Consider the following 16,476-nt stretch of genomic DNA (forward strand, 5'->3'; position numbering starts at 1 on the left):
AAAACAGCTCCTTTTACCCTAAAGGAGCTGTTTCTGTTATATGTTGAAGTTGATATAAATTGTGGTAATATCCTCTTTTTTTCATTAATTCTTCATGAGATCCTGTTTCTTTAATTTCACCATCTTCAATGTAAATAATCGTATCCACATGCGTAATCGTCGCCAATCGATGTGCAATTATGATCGTCGTTCGATCAGCAGCTAACGTTTGAAGCGCCTCTTGAATATATCGTTCATTTTCTAGATCCAAAGCGGAAGTCGCTTCATCTAATATAAGTAACGATGGATTCTTTAAAAACACGCGTGCAATCGCTACACGTTGCCTTTGCCCACCAGATAACTTCACACCGCGTTCCCCGACGACAGTATCATAACCATCAGGTAACTCAATAATAAAATCATGAATTTGCGCAGCTTTGGCAGCTGCAATTACTTCTTCCTCTGTAGCTTTCGGATTCCCATATAAAATATTTGCCCCGATTGTATCGCTAAATAACAAATTATCTTGCAGTACAATTCCAATATGACTACGTAAATTTCTCATATCATACTTTCTAACATCTATCCCATCTACATAAACTGTGCCTGAAGAGACATCATAGAAACGCGGGATTAAACTAGCAAGAGATGACTTCCCTCCCCCACTCGCTCCTACAAGTGCTACCTTCTCTCCTGGCAATATGGTTAACGAAAGGTTATGTAATACCTCTTTTTCATCCGAGTTGTAACGAAAAGATACATTATCAAATATCACTTCACCATTTAATTTTTTCGTTTGTACCGCACCTTGTACATTCACAATATCGTATTTTTCGTCTAACAGTTCAAACACCCGATCCATCGATGCGAAAGACTGTGTTAATGTCGTAGAGGAATTGACAAGGCGGCGAAGTGGACTATACAAACTATCCATATATCCAACAAAGGCAACCATAGTTCCTAAGGTTAACTGCCCCTGAATCACTTCATACGCCGCAAAACCGATCACGAGTAACGGCCCTAAATCTGTTAACGTATTTACTGCCGAAAATGTTCTCGCCGTCCAACTCGTATGTGTTAACGCTTTCGTCAAAAATTCATTATTTCTTTTTTCAAATTGCTTCCCTTCATACTCTTCTAATGCAAAGCTACGTGTCACTTGCATCCCTTGAATACGTTCATGTAAATACCCTTGCATCGTTGCTAACGCTTGTGAACGCTCTTTCGTCAATTTTCGAAGACGCCCGAAAAAATATTTCACTGCCACTACATAAATAGGTAAAATTAATAGCGCAACAAATGTCAATTTTATATTCATAGAAAACATAACAATGATAGCGATAGCAATTGTTGCCGTGTCTAACCAAACATTCATCAAACCAGTAATTACAAAATCCTTCGTTTGTTCTACATCATGAATGACACGCGAAATAATCTCCCCTGTTTTTGTATTCGAATAATAACGTAAACTCAACTTTTGTAAATGACCAAAAATATGTTTTCGCAAATCATATAGTATTGTATTTGCGATACGCTGCGCAAAATATTGACGATAATATTCAATCGGTGGTCTTAACACTGCAAAAATAAAAAAGGCAATCCCAATCGCTGTTACTAGTTGGGACGTCTTATCTTGAAGTGACCCTCCGCCCTGAATGACATCATCAATAATATACTTTAATAACCACGGCATAATGAGCGGGATGCCGAATTTAACTAGACCAATCATAATCGTAATAGCAATAAGCCATCGATATGGTTTAACAAATTGCAAATATCTTTTTATACCTTGCACATAATCCCCCCTCTAATAGGACAAACCTGCGGGGAAATCCCCTGCAGGTTTGTTTTAATTTCTGTACATTAAATATCTCTCATACCACATATCTACAAAGTCTGGTGCGAATGGCCCTTTTCTTTGATGAATCCATTGTGTTAGTTGTGCTACATTTCGTTTTAAAATCGTATCAATTACAGGTGGATATTGCATAATTTGACTATGTTTTTCATATTCATCTTCATCTAAAAGTGTATATGTCATATCTGGATACACTTTAATATCTAAATCATAATCAATATACTTTAACGCTTCAGAATCATATGCAAAAGGTGAGCTTAAATTACAATAATAATATACGCCCTCTTCCCTTAACATTCCAATCACATTAAACCAGTAGTTTGCATGAAAATAACAAATTGCTGGTTCACGAGTAATCCATGTTCGGCCATCTGATTCTGTCACTACTGTACGATCATTTGCGCCGATCACAAGACTTTGTGTCCCTTTTAAAATCGTTGTCTCTTCCCACATTCTATGAATGGAGCCATTATGTTTATAACTATGTATTTGTACTTTTTCTCCTTCTTTGGGAAATCCCATATATGCTCCCTTCCTTCAACTGCAAATGCCCTTTGAACTGCATTCACTTTTTTTCTATTATAACTTTTTTGTCGAAATTTTAAAACTAAAGCGATAAGACTCTATATTTTACACTGAATACGATATCCTTAATCCTATTAAGAAACAAGGATCTTCGCTTAACATTTTATAAAGGAAGAAATGAGAATAAAAAAAGTCCTTCCTCATTTCCATGTACAGAAGGACCTTTCACCTAAAGGCAACAATATATCTTATCCTAAATTTGAAATCATTTTTTCAGTTTCAAAAGATTGAATCACACTATTTGTTTGCTCTTCAAATTTCTCATGTAATAGCTTGAGCGCTAATTCTGTTCTATATATTTCTTGGCGGATAAAATGTAATTCCTTTTTATCGCACGTATCCTTTTCGCTCATTTCAATTTGCTGATACTTCTCTAGGTGAGCTTGTAACTTCAATAACTCATCCATCGTTTCCAATTGCTCTCCTACCAACTTATCAAAATCGTTCATTACTTACCCCCTTTTGGACTTATTTATCATTTATTATTCCTCATTACATATTTCTAATCTTTAACTTCCTTCTCCTTTGACTACATTTGTTGACTTATTAGAAGTTATGTCGTTCGTTTTATTTTCATTCCCATGACCAAAGCACAAAGAAAACACTTCTCTCGAATTAGAGAAGTGTTTTTCTTTCATTACTGATTTGAACTAGAAGATTGTGATTGTTTTGCAGCTGATTGTGCATTTTGTTTTTTCACAGCATGCACGTCTGTTTCAGTTGCAAATTCAGTACCATAACTAGCGTTTGCACTTTGTGCACCAGAAGCTTGTGCTTTCTTCGCTTCTGATTGTGCGTTTGCTTGTTTTACTGCTTGCACATCTGTTTCAGTTGAAAACTCTGTACCATAACTAGCATTTGTACTTTGAATGCTAGCACCAGAAGTTGCCTTGTTATAACCTTGTTGTTTTTTACTCATCTTTCTCACCTCCACAATCAATAATGTAACCAATTCAACTAGAAGCTATCCGTAATTTTCTTTTGAAAAAATTCCGCATATATCTCTTGTTACTCATTCAAACTATAGAAAATGGAGGTGGGAATATGTATGTAGGACGCGATATGACTGAACTAACGATGGTTTCAAAAAGTGAGTGGAAAGAAGATGAATTGGCTTATTTTCATCATTCATTACAACAGATTTTGCCGTATTTAAATGCAGAAGGTCAAAGTATCTACAAAGAAATTGTAATAGAAATTGAATCAAGAGGCGGCTTACAAGAAGGTGATGCTAGTTGGACTCATGGGACAAAAATTTCTTACGATTAAAAAAGTGTTCCCAATCTGGGAACACTTTTTTTGTTTATCCCGCTTTAATGGGCAGTAAGACCCCCACCTCAAAATGCAGCGAAAGCAAAGAAGTGAGGTGGGGGTCGGGCTGCCCATAAAAGTCCGATTGGTGAGGGCTGATAATCAGTGGGGGATGAAGAAAACCCCCACTGATTAAAGTTTCATTTTATTGCATTGTAATTTTCTCAACACAATTCTCATAAATCGTACGATGTGATTTAGAGAAAGGTAACTGCTCAAATGCTTCTTTCGATACAAATTTCAATGTATCTGTTTCAACGATATCACCAGTTACTTTTCCGTAAAATACGAATATATCCCATGTGCGATGTGTAAATGTATGTTGTACATTCATTGCGTATTCATCAATAGAAATCGAGAGCTCAAATTTTTCTTTCATATAATCTGTAAGCTGTTCTTTCTGACTTCGAATCCCTTCGCCAAGTTCAATATTCGGAAACTCCCACATGTTAGCTAATAAACCGGTACTTGGACGTTTATTAATGACGTAACGACCATCTTCAGTTTGAAGTACTCCTGCAACGATCGGTACCATCGTAGGGGCTTTCGCTTTACTTTTTACTGGTAATTCCTTTTGAACACCTTCAGCATATCCCCTGCAATGCTCACGTACAGGACAAAGTAAGCATGCTGGATTTTTAGGAATACAAATCAGTGCTCCTAATTCCATCAAACCTTGATTAAAATAAGATGGATTTTCAGCCGAAATAATTTCACGCACAATCTCTTCAAACACTTTTCTCGTTTTTGGTTTTGCAATGTCATCCCATACTGATAAAATGCGAGATAATACACGCATAACATTTCCGTCAACTGCCGGCTCTGGTATACCATATGCGATACTTAAAATAGCACCTTTTGTATAGGGACCGACTCCCTTTAATTTCTCAATCTTCTTTACATCACTTGGCACAATCCCGCCATATACTTCTTTTACTTCTTTTACGGCTGCATGTAAATTTCGCGCTCTAGAATAATAGCCTAAACCTTCCCATGCTTTTAACACTTCTTCATCATCAGCATTTGCCAAAGCTTCTAGAGTAGGAAACTTCCCCATGAAATTTGCGTAATATGGTTTTACAGCTTCTACCCTAGTTTGCTGCAACATAATTTCCGAAACCCAAACACGGTATGGATCTTTATTTTTACGCCATGGTAAGTCGCGTTGCTCTTTTTCAAACCAACCAATTAAATCATTTTGAAACTGCTCTATGTTAAAATTATTTAATATTTCAAGTGTCAAACTTGGTCCCCCTCATTTTTTTGCATATAAGTACTATTATAAAGATTTTAGGAAAAAATTTAAGTAAGATGACATAGGAAATAGAAGGCAAAGGACTTGAGGTATCGAATAAAAAGAGTTACATTAATAAAAAACGGAGGTGGATTTCTATGGACACAGCCACTCACCTTGTTATGGGCGTTACTCTAGGCAGTTTGGCCACGTTAGATCCAGCCATAGCACAAAGTGATATTGGGCCACAAGCAGTTATGCTTGCTACAATTGCCGGCTCCAATATTCCTGACATCGATACAGTTTTAAAATTGCGTAATAACGCTAAATATATAAGAAATCATCGTGGGATTACTCATTCCATTCCTGCAGTGATTCTTTGGTCTTTCCTTATAAGTGGCATCTCTTTCGCCTTCTTTTCAGACGCTCCATATTTGCATCTACTACTTTGGTCCTTTATTGCCGTCTTTCTTCATGTCTTTGTAGATATTTTTAATGCCTACGGTACACAAGCATTACGGCCCTTCACAAAAAAATGGGTAGCGCTCGGCATCATTAATACATTTGATACCGTCATTTTCTTTATCCATATACTCGCAATTGCTTGTATGCTCGTAGGTTCCCATAAAGGATATACTGCCTTAGCAGCGTATATATTAATGATTGTTTACTACATCGGACGGATTATGATGCATAGAAATATAAGAAGTGTTGTACAAAAACGTTTCAAAAATGTTGAGAAGATAATCATTTCTCCTTCTTATCGATTTTATCATTATCATTTAGCAGTCGTTACAACCGATTATTACTACGTTGCTAGATGGCATCGAGGTAACATTATGATCTATGATAAGTTCGATCGGGTACCGTTCCCAGATAATGCTATTATGCGCGCAGCTAAACAAGATGAAAACATCTCAGCATTTTTATCTTTCTCCCCTGTATATCGCTGGGACATTTTCGATTATGATCATTATTATGAAGTTCGATTCATTGATTTGCGATATCGTAGTAAAGACTATTATCCATTCGTTGCGATCGTTCAACTCGATCATAATTTAAATATTATTAGTTCCTATACAGGATGGATTTTTAGTGAAGAAAAACTTCGAAAAAAACTGGAGTTACTTCCACATTAAAAAAAGCGACTTCAGTCGCTTTTTTTAATGTTTCAAATGATCTTCTTGATTGATTAGATGGCTATATTTCGGATTATTTGTACGCATTTCATGAAGGCGTCCTCCATGATTATTAATCCATGATCGCACAACTTGTTCAGTCATTTCTTCTCCTTGATAACGACCTGATTTCGCATAAGTCGTTTGAAAATCTTCCCACAGTAATTCAACCCAAGCACGCGCTTGTGCATAAGAAAGCTTGTCATTTTTGTCTAATAGTTCTTTCGTTAATGCTTCATAAATATCATTCATGTTCTAATCTCCTTTACCTAATTATCCCTTCATTTCTAAAGGATAGTTTCTTCTATTTTGCACATTCTATAATTGATACTTCTTCAAGAGGTATCAACTGATGATGAGGAGGGCGTTCGCAATGGGTAAACAAGCCGAATTTTGGTCTGAGTCAAAAAACAACAGCAAAATCGACGGTCAACCGAAAGCGAAATCACGCTTCGCTTCGAAGCGACCTAACGGCACAATTAACACGCACCCACAAGAACGTATGCGTGCTGCAAATCAGCAGGAAGAGTAGTAACAAAGTAACTTAACTTCCTACACGAGGTGATAAAGATGAGCTACCGTGATCGCTTAGATAGTCGTTCTGAATTATTTAACCATACGTGGACTCGTCCGAAACATGCAAAAGCGCAAGTTAACGGACAGACGCAACAAACCCAGTCTCTCATTATCTTGGCGAATGAATGTAAAAAACGCCAATTTTAGAATCTCCTATCTCCTGTAACGCCTACCAAAGATGAAAACCAGAGAGATATTCGCTCTCTGGTTTTTATTTTTCTTGTAATAAAGAAATCGGTATTCCTATCTCTTCATTATCATTTTGCTTATGTCCCCAAGCAAATACCCCATTGAAATACGTAATTTCAAATAATATACCAGGTTCTTCTACTAATTCATACGTTTCACCAATATGGAATTTGTTTATGTCAGTCATATAAGCGCGAGCCATTGCTATCTTTCGCATTAATACATCGAACTCATTTACAATTCCAAGTTGCTCAGCTTTTATTGCTTGCTCTTTCAAAACCCCAATTTCTTCCCTTAGCTCATATGGTGTCATTTCACTGTAGCGTTTTGGCATATTCATTTTATTCCCTCATCCCTCTTCACGTTTCATTTGCAAAAATATCTCTATCTCATCAATAGAGAATCCTTTACGATATAACGCTTGTTTCATCTTATTTTCAAACGTCCATCCATCATACTTCTTATATTTCTCATAGTATTTGTTCCCATGATAGTGTAACGCTTCTTGTTGCTTTTCGTCATCTTTTTCGTCTTTCAATTCTTCTAAACAAATTTGAATCACATCTCTAGAATATCCTTTACGAACCAGCATTTCGTCTAACTTTAGCTTCATTTGTAAAAAGGAATGCTTTTGATAAGATTTCTTCTTCTTTTCTATAAGAATTAAAGCATTCTCAATTTGCTTTTCCTTCGGATATTCTTGTAAACTATGCGTAATAATTAAATCCTGAACACCTTTATTTAACAACTCTCTTTTAATAACCGTTGGACCTTTTCGATTCACATTACTTTGCGTTCTCGTATATAAAATAGCATACTCTTTATCATTAATATATCGGTCATGTAATAATTTCGAAACGACCTCAGAGATGATGGCTTGTCCAACTTCTTTTTTTCGTAAAAAATCTTCTATTTCTAGTTTCGTTCTCATTTGATAGGATAAATAGGAGATTGCTTGTAAATATGCTTTTTGTACCTCTTCATTGTACAAAATATTTCCTAACGCTATTTCATCAATTTCTAAGCCCTTTTGTAATCCGTGCTTTATTAAGATTACTTCGTTCACACTAAATCCGTATTCTTCACCTTGACCTTTATCGATATAAATATTAAACCGTTCTTTCGATCGTTTTTGCACTTCTATTTTTGTAATGACAGCCATACTCTCACCTCTCTATTATTTTAACATAGTCGAGGAACGTTTTTGCTTTTCAAGAATATATATAATGAGGAGGAAATAATTGTGAAAATCGCAATTTCTGGTGGTACCGGCTTTATAGGTAAATACCTTTCTACCTTTTTTATTCAAAAAGGATATACTGTTTATATTCTCTCACGAAAAAAAACTGCTGAAACTTCCGATCCTAACCTTCAGTATGTACAATGGACACCAGATTTACAAACCTTCCCCCTCTCTTCTATTGATGTAGTTATTAATCTAGCTGGAGAGTCTATTAATAGTAGATGGACAAAGAAACAAAAGAAAGTCATTTTAAACAGTAGAATTCAAACAACAAAAGGACTCATTAAACAATTGCAAGCACTCCCTACAAAACCACACACATTTATTAACGCAAGTGCAATTGGATACTATGGAACATCTGAAACCGAGTCTTTTACAGAACAGCATGTGACTCCTGGAAATGACTTTTTAGCAAATACAGTATATTCATGGGAACAAGAAGCATCTAAAGCACGTGCTCTCGGAATACGGACAATCTACGCAAGATTCGGAGTCGTATTAGGTCCAGACGGAGGAGCCCTTCCAAAAATGCTACTTCCCTATCAATTCTATATCGGAGGTACAGTTGGATCTGGAAATCAATGGTTATCATGGATTCATATAGACGATGTCGCTTCCATGATTGATTTCATCATACACAAAGAAGAAATTGATGGACCTCTTAACATTACAGCTCCTGATCCTATAAGAATGAAGGAATTTGGAGAAATCATTGCAACTATAATAAAAAAACCTCATTGGTTACCTGTCCCTTCATTTATGCTTCATGCTTTATTAGGCGAGATGAGCATACTTGTACTAGAAGGGCAACATGTATTACCTAGTAAAGCAATTGAGTATGGGTATCAATACACATTTCCGTCAATAGACCATGCATTACAAAATATACTTTCGCATACAATGTAGTACTTCTAAAACACAGTTTTACAGAGGGCCCTTTCAAAACTTTTATTTTCTAGCATCCGGAGCATTATTACACAAATAATCTTTCAGTTACTTTCCCTTACATTCCATTAACATTATAAAGTAACAGAAATGAGGTACCTATGAAAATATTGCTCAAACAAGCCATTGTCTATCCTATTACATCCCAAAAATTTCAAGGGGATGTACTCGTTATAGGAGAAAAAATTGCTGAGGTCAAGCCTTCCATTCAACCTACTCAAGATATGACAGTTATAGACGCACGTGCTCTTCATCTCTTACCTGGATTTATTGATGTCCATACCCATCTTGGTCTCTATGATGAAGGTACTGGTTGGGCTGGCAATGATGCAAATGAAACGTCTGAAGTTTCAACACCCCATATCCGTTCTTTAGACGGAATCCACCCTTTGGATATTGCATTTAAAGATGCGGTACAAAATGGAATTACAACTGTTCACGTTATGCCAGGAAGTCAAAACATTATCGGTGGTACGACTTGTGTAATAAAAACAGCCGGAACTTGTATTGATCATATGATCATTCAAGAACCTGCTGGCTTAAAGATTGCCTTTGGCGAAAATCCTAAAAAAGTCCATAGTAATGGAACAAAAGAGTCCATTACGCGTATGGGAATTATGGGATTACTTCGGGAATCATTTTATGAAGCACAGCACTACGGGCATGAAGCAGATTTTCGAATGCTTCCTATTTTAAAAGCATTACGCCGTGAAATACCCGTACGTATCCACGCTCACCGAGCAGATGATATTAGTTCCGCTCTACGCTTTGCAACAGAGTTCAATCTTGATTTACGTATTGAACATTGTACAGAAGGACACTTTATTGTTGAAGAACTTTCAAAACACAATTTGAAGGTTTCAGTTGGCCCCACGCTTACACGCCGTTCTAAAATCGAACTAAAAAATAAAACATGGGATACTTACCATATATTATCAAAAAATGGAGTGGAAGTTTCCATCACAACAGATCACCCCTATACACCCATTCAATATTTAAATGTTTGTGCTGCTGTCGCAGTAAGGGAAGGATTAGACGAAAAAACTGCACTAGAAGGAATCACTATATTTCCAGCGCGAAATTTACGTTTAGAGGATAGAATTGGAAGCATTGAGGCTGGAAAAGACGCTGATCTTGTGCTCTGGACCCATCATCCTTTCCATTATTTAGCCAAGCCTGTACTAACTATGATTGATGGAAAAATAATTTACAAAAAAAATAAAAAAAACTAGTTTATTTTTTTGACTAGATAAAGTATTATACGATTATAAACTGAATGAAACCATAATCAATTTGTGTCGTGATTATCATTTTCAAATTGATGAATGGGGAAGGCAAATGGTGCGCCACCAGCGTTAGAAACTGGTTCTAGTGGGTTCGATTCCCACCCCGAAATTTTTTAAAGATTGATATAAAAATTTCGAGGGTGGGGTGTTTTTTCGTCATGCTACCCTCGTGTGAGGAGGAGTTAGTATGTTGAAAAAACGCGACTTACACGACAGCCACGTTCTATACGAGTTAATGGTGGATCCAGCTGTCTTCCCTTTTGTGCGTCAAAAGGCTTATTCTTATGAGGAATATTTATTTTTAACGAAACAAACGATTGAAGCTGAAGAGCGTGGGGAATTAATTTCACGCACAATTTTAGATGAATGGGGTAACCCTATCGGAACAATTACTTTATTTGATGTGCAAGAAAAAGCCGGATTCCTTGGAACATGGCTTGGCAAACCTTATCACGGAAAAGGCTACAATAAATTGGCAAAAGATTCATTTTTTAGCGAACTTTTCTACGAGTTAGATATTGAAACGATCTTTATGCGTATTCGCAAAATAAATATTCGTTCTATTAAAGCTGCAGAAAAATTACAATATGTAAACCTAGCAAACGAAACAAGAAAAGCCGTTTATGATGAAATTAACGCAAATGAAGAAGTATATAACTTATATGAAATTCCAAAAGATCAATATACACTTGCTACAATGCGAGATACAACGTTCCAAGATTCTCATCACTTAAAAGAAGCATAATCTAAATTTTCAGAAATAATAATTAACCATTAACATTTTGATATATACGTATATCACCCCATGTCTTTGGAAACGATAAATAGTGACTTTAGGACACGAGGTGATTTGTAATGGATAAAAAGAAACGTGATAAAGCAAAAAACGCATTATCTAGTACACAAGAAGTTCTCTACCAACGAGAATTTCGTAAAGCAGATCGCGCAGCGGGTTATCGCTCGAAAAGTATTTAAAGTGAGAATGAATAATTAGAAGTTCTCCCCCCCTAATTATTCATTCTCATTACATATTTTTTCTACGTGATAGAGTAGGAAAAAGGTTCCTTATAAATAAGGAACCTTTTTTATGTGGATAACGTTATCCACATAATTTATAGAATTGTGAATAAATTAGGCAAACCTTTCACCAGTTTATATATCGTAACGCACATCAAATGTTAGAATTGTGGATATTTTTCTAAAAATTGTGGATAATGTGGATATAGTTGTTAATATTCCGACTTTACTGTTTAATGAAAGCGCACTCTTTATGTGGATAAGTCTTTATCTTCGAAAATAATAAAGAACCCTCTTTAAACATACAAAAGAGGGTTTCATATTAAGTAAATGATTGTGCAAGAGCAGGTGATTTAATAGGTATATGATTCGGTTCTACATGGTTTTCTGCCAAAATTGTATCCACAATATGATCAGCTGGCTCTGGACGATAAATGCTTTTCATCGCTTCTTTCATTTGAAGAAGCCTCATATCATCTTGTAATAACGCCTCTGTTTTTGCAAAAACCTCACTATCATCACGAATGACAACTGCAGCCCCTTTTCTTTCAAAGTACATCGCATTTTCATTTTCTTGTCCTGGAACAGGCTTATATAAAATGACAGGTACTTGCAATGCTGCCGCTTCACTTAACGTAATACCGCCTGGCTTTGTAATCATACAAGAAGTAACACGGAATAGTTCATCAATATTTTCTACATAACCAAATACTTTTAATGCATCAGGATTTTTTTCCTGTAACCCTAACAAATCCTGTTTTAACGCTTCATTTTTCCCACAAACAACAACTACTTGTAAATCAGGTACTGACATAAATGATTGGCATAGTTCTTTTACACTTCCTAATACTCCATGAGCACCTGCTACAATTAGTAAAATCTTTTTATTCTTACATAACTGATATTTATTATATATAATATCTGAATTGATCTTTAACTCAAAACTACTACGAATCGGAATTCCAGTTTCAACAATTTGCTCCGCAGGCACACCAATATCAACCATAACTTCTTTTACGTGATCAGTTGCTACAAAATAACGATCTACTTCCCGATGAATCCATATTTTGTGCACACAGAAATCCGTTAATACGTTATACACAGGAATTGAAATACCTGTTTGCTTTTTTAATTCTGGTACAGCTATAATCGGAAACGTATTAATAACAATATCCGGTTTCTCCGCTTGTAAAAGTAATTTCAAACGTTTTCTTCCAAAATTAGCATACCAAGATGCTATTTTTTTATCATAAATTTTTTCCACGCCATAATAAAACAAGCGGTACAATTCTTTTCCTATTGTATAACTTTTTAAATATAAATATTTTGTAATATCGGTTATAACCGGATGTGATTCTCCGAACAAATCGCATACAATTACATCTTTAATTCCTTTTTGGCGAAATGTTTGTTCTAATGTTTTCGCTACTTGCACATGACCGTTTCCGTAATGTGCAGTTAATATTAAAACCTTGGGGTTTTTTATCAAACAAATCCACTCCTAGCTTATTGTTTCTCCATATTGCATATACGACAATAGGAAAAACATTTTCCTTAAAAATTACATAAACAGACTCTAATATTTCTCTTTCAGCTATGTACCTGTCGTGGATATGCAAAGCATATAAGATTGACCCCTTAATCCTATCTGTGCTCATATCTTTACATTATACTTTCCTATAAGAGCTTTCGCAATAACTTACAAATGTTCTCTATTCCATGATACTCACTCTTTTACTTCTTAATTCTTTTTACTATTTTGATTTCCCTTTACAATTATGTAAATTTCTCCACTTATTCCTTACAAAAATATGGATATTCTATTTTCAGTATACTCTTTTCTCCATATATACTCTAGGTTTTATTGTAAAGAAAGCAAAAAGCCTAACCCAACATTTGGATTAGACTGCTTGTAAAATATGTCTTGCTTCTTCTACATTTTTTTCAGTAGGCGGTTCTACATTTGCGAGTGGATACTTATGCCCAAGTGCCTCCCATTTATATACACCAAGCTTATGGTATGGTAGCACTTCAACTTTCTGAACATTAGACAGACTTTGAATAAAACTAGATAGTTTTTGTAGATCCTCCTCATTATCAGTAATGCCAGGAACTAATACGTGTCGTACCCAAATCGGTTTATTCTTATCCGATAAATAACGAGCAAATTGTAAAATATGTTCATTTGGTTTTCCTGTTAATTTACGATGTTTCTTTGAATCAATATGTTTCAAATCCAATAAAACTAAATCTGTGTACTCCATTAAAATATCTAGCTTATTTTGGAATTCTGGTTCTTCAGAATAACAACCACCCGAAGAGTCAATTGTTGTATGAATTCCAATTTCCTTACACTTCTTAAATAATTCAATTAAGAAATCTAGTTGTAATAATGGTTCCCCACCACTAACTGTTATACCGCCTCCGGAAGCTTCAATAAAAGGAAGGTAACATGTCACATCCTGCATTACTTCTTCGACTGTTATTTCTTTTCCTTTACCGATCTCCCACGTATCAGCATTATGACAATATTGACAACGTAATAAACACCCTTGTGTAAATATGACATAACGAATTCCTGGGCCATCAACAGTACCACAAGACTCTACAGAATGAATTCTTCCTTTTACCATGTTACTTCCTCCTTTATTGAAACAGCCTCCCTCTGCTATTTATAAAATGCAGAGGGACACTTTTTTCATTTACATGCTTTCATGCATTGTACGGTTAATTACATCGATTTGTTGTTCACGAGTTAATTTAATAAAGTTTACAGCGTAACCAGATACGCGAATTGTTAATTGTGGATATTTCTCAGGATGTTCCATTGCATCCATTAATGTTTCACGGTTAAATACGTTAATATTTAAGTGATGTCCTTCTTTTACTGCATAACCATCAAGCATTGATACTAAGTTACGTACTTGTACTTCATCCTCTTTACCAAGTGCTTTTGGAATAATAGAGAATGTATTAGAAATGCCATCTTGTGCATCTTCATATGGTAATTTAGCTACAGATAATAATGAAGCTAACGCACCTTTTGTATCACGTCCATGCATCGGGTTCGCACCTGGTGCAAATGGTTCTCCAGTACGGCGACCATCTGGAGTGTTACCAGTTTTCTTACCGTATACAACGTTAGATGTGATTGTTAAGATTGACATTGTATGAACAGAATTTCTATATGTTTTATGTTTACGAAGTTTATTCATAAATGTTTTCACAAGATTTACAGCAATTTCATCTACACGGTCATCATTGTTACCGTATTTAGGGAAATCTCCTTCAATTTCAAAGTCAACTGCAATTCCGTTTTCATCGCGAATTGGTTTTACTTTTGCGTATTTAATTGCACTTAAAGAGTCTGCTACTACAGATAGACCCGCGATACCTGTTGCCATTGTACGAAGAACATTTGTATCGTGAAGTGCCATTTCAATACGTTCATAGCTATATTTATCGTGCATGTAGTGAATAACATTTAATGTGTTTAAATATAGACCCGCTAACCATTCCATTGTCATATCAAACTTATGCATAACTTCTTCATAATCTAATACTTCAGAAGTAATCGGTGCGTACTCAGGACCAACTTGTGCTTTAGATTTTTCATCTTTACCACCGTTAATCGCATATAGCAATGCTTTTGCTAAGTTTGCACGTGCACCGAAGAATTGCATTTGTTTACCGATTCTCATTGCAGATACACAACAAGCAATCCCGTAGTCATCGCCGTAGTCAGCACGCATAATGTCATCATTTTCATATTGAATTGCTGATGTTTTAATAGACATTTTCGCACAGTAGTTTTTAAAGTTCTGTGGTAATTGTTTAGACCAAAGAACCGTTAAGTTTGGTTCTGGAGCTGGTCCTAAATTATCTAGTGTATGCAAGAAACGGAATGAGTTCTTTGTTACTAATGGACGGCCATCTAATGCCATACCGCCGATAGACTCAGTTACCCAAGTTGGGTCACCAGAGAATAATTCATTATAATCAGGTGTTCTTGCAAATTTCACAAGACGTAATTTCATAATGAAGTGATCCACAATTTCTTGTACGTCTTCTTCTGTTAAAGTACCATTTGCTAAATCTCTTTCAATATAAATATCTAAGAATGTAGAAGTACGTCCAAGACTCATTGCAGCTCCGTTTTGCTCTTTAATTGCTGCAAGATATGCGAAGTATAACCATTGGAATGCTTCTTGAGCAGTTGTTGCTGGCTTAGAAATATCAAAGCCATGAGAAGCAGCCATTTGTTTTAACTCTTGAAGTGCACGTATTTGTTCAGATAACTCTTCGCGTAAACGCATTGTATCTTCACTCATTACACCGCCAGTTAAATTTAAATCTGCTTTCTTCGCTTCAATTAAATGATCTACTCCATATAATGCTACGCGGCGGTAGTCACCGATAATACGTCCACGTCCGTATGCATCTGGAAGACCCGTAATAACACCTGATTTACGAGCAGCTCTCATTTCTGGTGTATAAGCATCAAATACACCTTGGTTATGAGTTTTTCTCCAATCTCTAAAAATACGACTAAGCTCTTTATCCATTTCGTATCCATAAGATTCACAAGCTTGTTCCGCCATACGAATACCACCATACGGTTGTAAAGAACGTTTAAATGGTTTATCAGTTTGGAAACCGACTACTTTTTCAGTCTCTTTATTTAAATATCCTGGTTCATGTGATGTAATAGAAGAAACAATTTTTGTATCCATATCAAGAACGCCACCGTTTTCACGTTCTTTCGTTGTTAAATCCATTACTTGATCCCAAAGTTGTTTCGTTGCTTCAGTTGCTCCCGCTAAGAAAGATTCATCTCCCTCGTAAACGTTTACATTATTTAAAATGAAATCGCGAACATCAATCTCTGCTTTCCATTTTTCACCTTTAAAGTTTTCCCATGCATTTTTAACATTTTCTAATACTTGAGTCATCCTAATCTCCTCCATTTTTGATTAGTACAGGACTAAGATTTTTTATATAACAGCTTACACACTTAGAATACTACTTTTTTACGAAAGTGAACGAAATAGTTGTGACATGTTTGTGAAATGTTG

The 16,476-nt window shown here is 35.6% G+C and carries 19 protein-coding genes; 8 read left to right on the plus strand and 11 right to left on the minus strand.

Going from position 1 to position 16,476, the window contains the following annotated elements:
* Positions 1-13 precede the first annotated feature (13 nt).
* From QCI47_RS25510 to QCI47_RS25525, 4 genes are all read right to left on the minus strand, one after another.
* Positions 14-1,774 carry an ABC transporter ATP-binding protein gene (locus QCI47_RS25510; RefSeq protein ID WP_061131238.1) on the minus strand — a complete coding sequence of 587 codons (1,761 nt, stop codon included), beginning with the start codon at positions 1,772-1,774 and terminating at the stop codon, positions 14-16.
* A gap of 54 nt (positions 1,775-1,828) precedes the next feature.
* Positions 1,829-2,359 (minus strand): nucleoside tri-diphosphate phosphatase, encoded by a 531-nt coding sequence (ntdP, locus tag QCI47_RS25515; RefSeq protein WP_000506628.1) that lies wholly within the window; start codon positions 2,357-2,359, stop codon positions 1,829-1,831.
* Positions 2,360-2,610: 251 nt separating this feature from the next.
* Positions 2,611-2,871, minus strand: a complete 261-nt coding sequence (locus QCI47_RS25520) for a YgaB family protein (protein WP_000997582.1) — start codon at positions 2,869-2,871, stop codon at positions 2,611-2,613.
* 188 nt (positions 2,872-3,059) lie between these two features.
* Complete coding sequence (locus QCI47_RS25525; RefSeq protein ID WP_000039045.1) at positions 3,060-3,341, minus strand: gamma-type small acid-soluble spore protein; 282 nt, start codon at positions 3,339-3,341, stop codon at positions 3,060-3,062.
* A 125-nt stretch (positions 3,342-3,466) separates the two neighbouring features.
* Here QCI47_RS25525 and QCI47_RS25530 point away from each other — a divergent pair, with 125 nt between their 5' ends.
* A complete protein-coding gene (locus QCI47_RS25530) occupies positions 3,467-3,691 on the plus strand; it encodes a hypothetical protein (RefSeq protein ID WP_000289263.1) in 225 nt (74 codons plus the stop codon).
* Between the two features lie 187 nt (positions 3,692-3,878).
* Here QCI47_RS25530 and mutY read toward each other — a convergent pair whose 3' ends face one another.
* A complete protein-coding gene (gene mutY / locus QCI47_RS25535; RefSeq protein ID WP_000171405.1) occupies positions 3,879-4,976 on the minus strand; it encodes an A/G-specific adenine glycosylase in 1,098 nt (365 codons plus the stop codon).
* A 149-nt stretch (positions 4,977-5,125) separates the two neighbouring features.
* Here mutY and QCI47_RS25540 point away from each other — a divergent pair, with 149 nt between their 5' ends.
* Positions 5,126-6,106 (plus strand): metal-dependent hydrolase, encoded by a 981-nt coding sequence (locus QCI47_RS25540; protein WP_000379131.1) that lies wholly within the window; start codon positions 5,126-5,128, stop codon positions 6,104-6,106.
* A gap of 24 nt (positions 6,107-6,130) precedes the next feature.
* On the opposite strand, the gene QCI47_RS25545 is transcribed toward QCI47_RS25540, so the two are convergent.
* Positions 6,131-6,397 carry a YfhJ family protein gene (locus QCI47_RS25545; RefSeq protein WP_000998157.1) on the minus strand — a complete coding sequence of 89 codons (267 nt, stop codon included), beginning with the start codon at positions 6,395-6,397 and terminating at the stop codon, positions 6,131-6,133.
* 121 nt (positions 6,398-6,518) lie between these two features.
* On the opposite strand from QCI47_RS25545, the gene QCI47_RS25550 reads away from it, so the two are divergent.
* Both QCI47_RS25550 and QCI47_RS25555 read left to right on the plus strand, forming a co-directional pair.
* On the plus strand, positions 6,519-6,677 hold the full coding sequence (locus QCI47_RS25550; RefSeq protein ID WP_000517891.1) for a small, acid-soluble spore protein K: 159 nt from the start codon (positions 6,519-6,521) through the stop codon (positions 6,675-6,677).
* A 38-nt stretch (positions 6,678-6,715) separates the two neighbouring features.
* The gene (locus tag QCI47_RS25555) at positions 6,716-6,868 is read left to right on the plus strand and encodes a YpzG family protein (RefSeq protein ID WP_000122093.1); all 153 of its coding nucleotides are present in this window, start codon (positions 6,716-6,718) and stop codon (positions 6,866-6,868) included.
* Positions 6,869-6,932: 64 nt separating this feature from the next.
* On the opposite strand, the gene QCI47_RS25560 is transcribed toward QCI47_RS25555, so the two are convergent.
* Together QCI47_RS25560 and recX are read right to left on the minus strand one after the other, a co-directional pair.
* Complete coding sequence (locus tag QCI47_RS25560; protein WP_001057035.1) at positions 6,933-7,250, minus strand: YfhH family protein; 318 nt, start codon at positions 7,248-7,250, stop codon at positions 6,933-6,935.
* 9 nt (positions 7,251-7,259) lie between these two features.
* A complete protein-coding gene (gene recX / locus QCI47_RS25565; RefSeq protein ID WP_000268520.1) occupies positions 7,260-8,072 on the minus strand; it encodes a recombination regulator RecX in 813 nt (270 codons plus the stop codon).
* 81 nt (positions 8,073-8,153) lie between these two features.
* On the opposite strand from recX, the gene QCI47_RS25570 reads away from it, so the two are divergent.
* The 4 genes from QCI47_RS25570 (at position 8,154) to QCI47_RS25585 (ending at position 11,359) form a co-directional block, all read left to right on the plus strand.
* On the plus strand, positions 8,154-9,059 hold the full coding sequence (locus QCI47_RS25570) for a TIGR01777 family oxidoreductase (RefSeq protein ID WP_000684392.1): 906 nt from the start codon (positions 8,154-8,156) through the stop codon (positions 9,057-9,059).
* Between the two features lie 140 nt (positions 9,060-9,199).
* Positions 9,200-10,330, plus strand: coding sequence for an amidohydrolase (locus QCI47_RS25575; protein ID WP_000698301.1), 1,131 nt, complete (start codon positions 9,200-9,202; stop codon positions 10,328-10,330).
* A gap of 241 nt (positions 10,331-10,571) precedes the next feature.
* Complete coding sequence (locus tag QCI47_RS25580; protein ID WP_000914738.1) at positions 10,572-11,129, plus strand: GNAT family N-acetyltransferase; 558 nt, start codon at positions 10,572-10,574, stop codon at positions 11,127-11,129.
* A gap of 110 nt (positions 11,130-11,239) precedes the next feature.
* The gene (locus tag QCI47_RS25585; protein ID WP_000358480.1) at positions 11,240-11,359 is read left to right on the plus strand and encodes a YfhE family protein; all 120 of its coding nucleotides are present in this window, start codon (positions 11,240-11,242) and stop codon (positions 11,357-11,359) included.
* A gap of 364 nt (positions 11,360-11,723) precedes the next feature.
* Here QCI47_RS25585 and QCI47_RS25590 read toward each other — a convergent pair whose 3' ends face one another.
* The 3 genes from QCI47_RS25590 to pflB form a co-directional block, all read right to left on the minus strand.
* Positions 11,724-12,890 carry a diglucosyl diacylglycerol synthase gene (locus QCI47_RS25590; RefSeq protein ID WP_000594702.1) on the minus strand — a complete coding sequence of 389 codons (1,167 nt, stop codon included), beginning with the start codon at positions 12,888-12,890 and terminating at the stop codon, positions 11,724-11,726.
* A 412-nt stretch (positions 12,891-13,302) separates the two neighbouring features.
* Positions 13,303-14,034, minus strand: coding sequence for a pyruvate formate-lyase-activating protein (pflA, locus tag QCI47_RS25595; RefSeq protein ID WP_000238472.1), 732 nt, complete (start codon positions 14,032-14,034; stop codon positions 13,303-13,305).
* Positions 14,035-14,103: 69 nt separating this feature from the next.
* The gene (gene pflB / locus QCI47_RS25600) at positions 14,104-16,353 is read right to left on the minus strand and encodes a formate C-acetyltransferase (RefSeq protein ID WP_000195487.1); all 2,250 of its coding nucleotides are present in this window, start codon (positions 16,351-16,353) and stop codon (positions 14,104-14,106) included.
* Between the last annotated feature and the right edge of the window lie 123 nt (positions 16,354-16,476).

The organism is Bacillus cereus group sp. RP29, from assembly GCF_040459765.1.
In the GTDB taxonomy this organism is placed as follows: domain Bacteria; phylum Bacillota; class Bacilli; order Bacillales; family Bacillaceae_G; genus Bacillus_A; species Bacillus_A paranthracis.

What these genes read in the sequence shown, in the direction of transcription:
- ntdP (WP_000506628.1), bottom strand. Translation starts at nt 2,359, where the DNA reads ATGGGATTTCCCAAAGAAGGAGAAAAAGTACAAATACATAGTTATAAA.
- QCI47_RS25520 (WP_000997582.1), bottom strand. Translation starts at nt 2,871, where the DNA reads ATGAACGATTTTGATAAGTTGGTAGGAGAGCAATTGGAAACGATGGAT.
- QCI47_RS25525 (WP_000039045.1), bottom strand. Translation starts at nt 3,341, where the DNA reads ATGAGTAAAAAACAACAAGGTTATAACAAGGCAACTTCTGGTGCTAGC.
- QCI47_RS25530 (WP_000289263.1), top strand. Translation starts at nt 3,467, where the DNA reads ATGTATGTAGGACGCGATATGACTGAACTAACGATGGTTTCAAAAAGT.
- QCI47_RS25540 (WP_000379131.1), top strand. Translation starts at nt 5,126, where the DNA reads ATGGACACAGCCACTCACCTTGTTATGGGCGTTACTCTAGGCAGTTTG.
- QCI47_RS25545 (WP_000998157.1), bottom strand. Translation starts at nt 6,397, where the DNA reads ATGAATGATATTTATGAAGCATTAACGAAAGAACTATTAGACAAAAAT.
- QCI47_RS25550 (WP_000517891.1), top strand. Translation starts at nt 6,519, where the DNA reads ATGGGTAAACAAGCCGAATTTTGGTCTGAGTCAAAAAACAACAGCAAA.
- QCI47_RS25555 (WP_000122093.1), top strand. Translation starts at nt 6,716, where the DNA reads ATGAGCTACCGTGATCGCTTAGATAGTCGTTCTGAATTATTTAACCAT.
- QCI47_RS25560 (WP_001057035.1), bottom strand. Translation starts at nt 7,250, where the DNA reads ATGAATATGCCAAAACGCTACAGTGAAATGACACCATATGAGCTAAGG.
- recX (WP_000268520.1), bottom strand. Translation starts at nt 8,072, where the DNA reads ATGGCTGTCATTACAAAAATAGAAGTGCAAAAACGATCGAAAGAACGG.
- QCI47_RS25575 (WP_000698301.1), top strand. Translation starts at nt 9,200, where the DNA reads ATGAAAATATTGCTCAAACAAGCCATTGTCTATCCTATTACATCCCAA.
- QCI47_RS25580 (WP_000914738.1), top strand. Translation starts at nt 10,572, where the DNA reads ATGTTGAAAAAACGCGACTTACACGACAGCCACGTTCTATACGAGTTA.
- QCI47_RS25585 (WP_000358480.1), top strand. Translation starts at nt 11,240, where the DNA reads ATGGATAAAAAGAAACGTGATAAAGCAAAAAACGCATTATCTAGTACA.
- pflA (WP_000238472.1), bottom strand. Translation starts at nt 14,034, where the DNA reads ATGGTAAAAGGAAGAATTCATTCTGTAGAGTCTTGTGGTACTGTTGAT.
- pflB (WP_000195487.1), bottom strand. Translation starts at nt 16,353, where the DNA reads ATGACTCAAGTATTAGAAAATGTTAAAAATGCATGGGAAAACTTTAAA.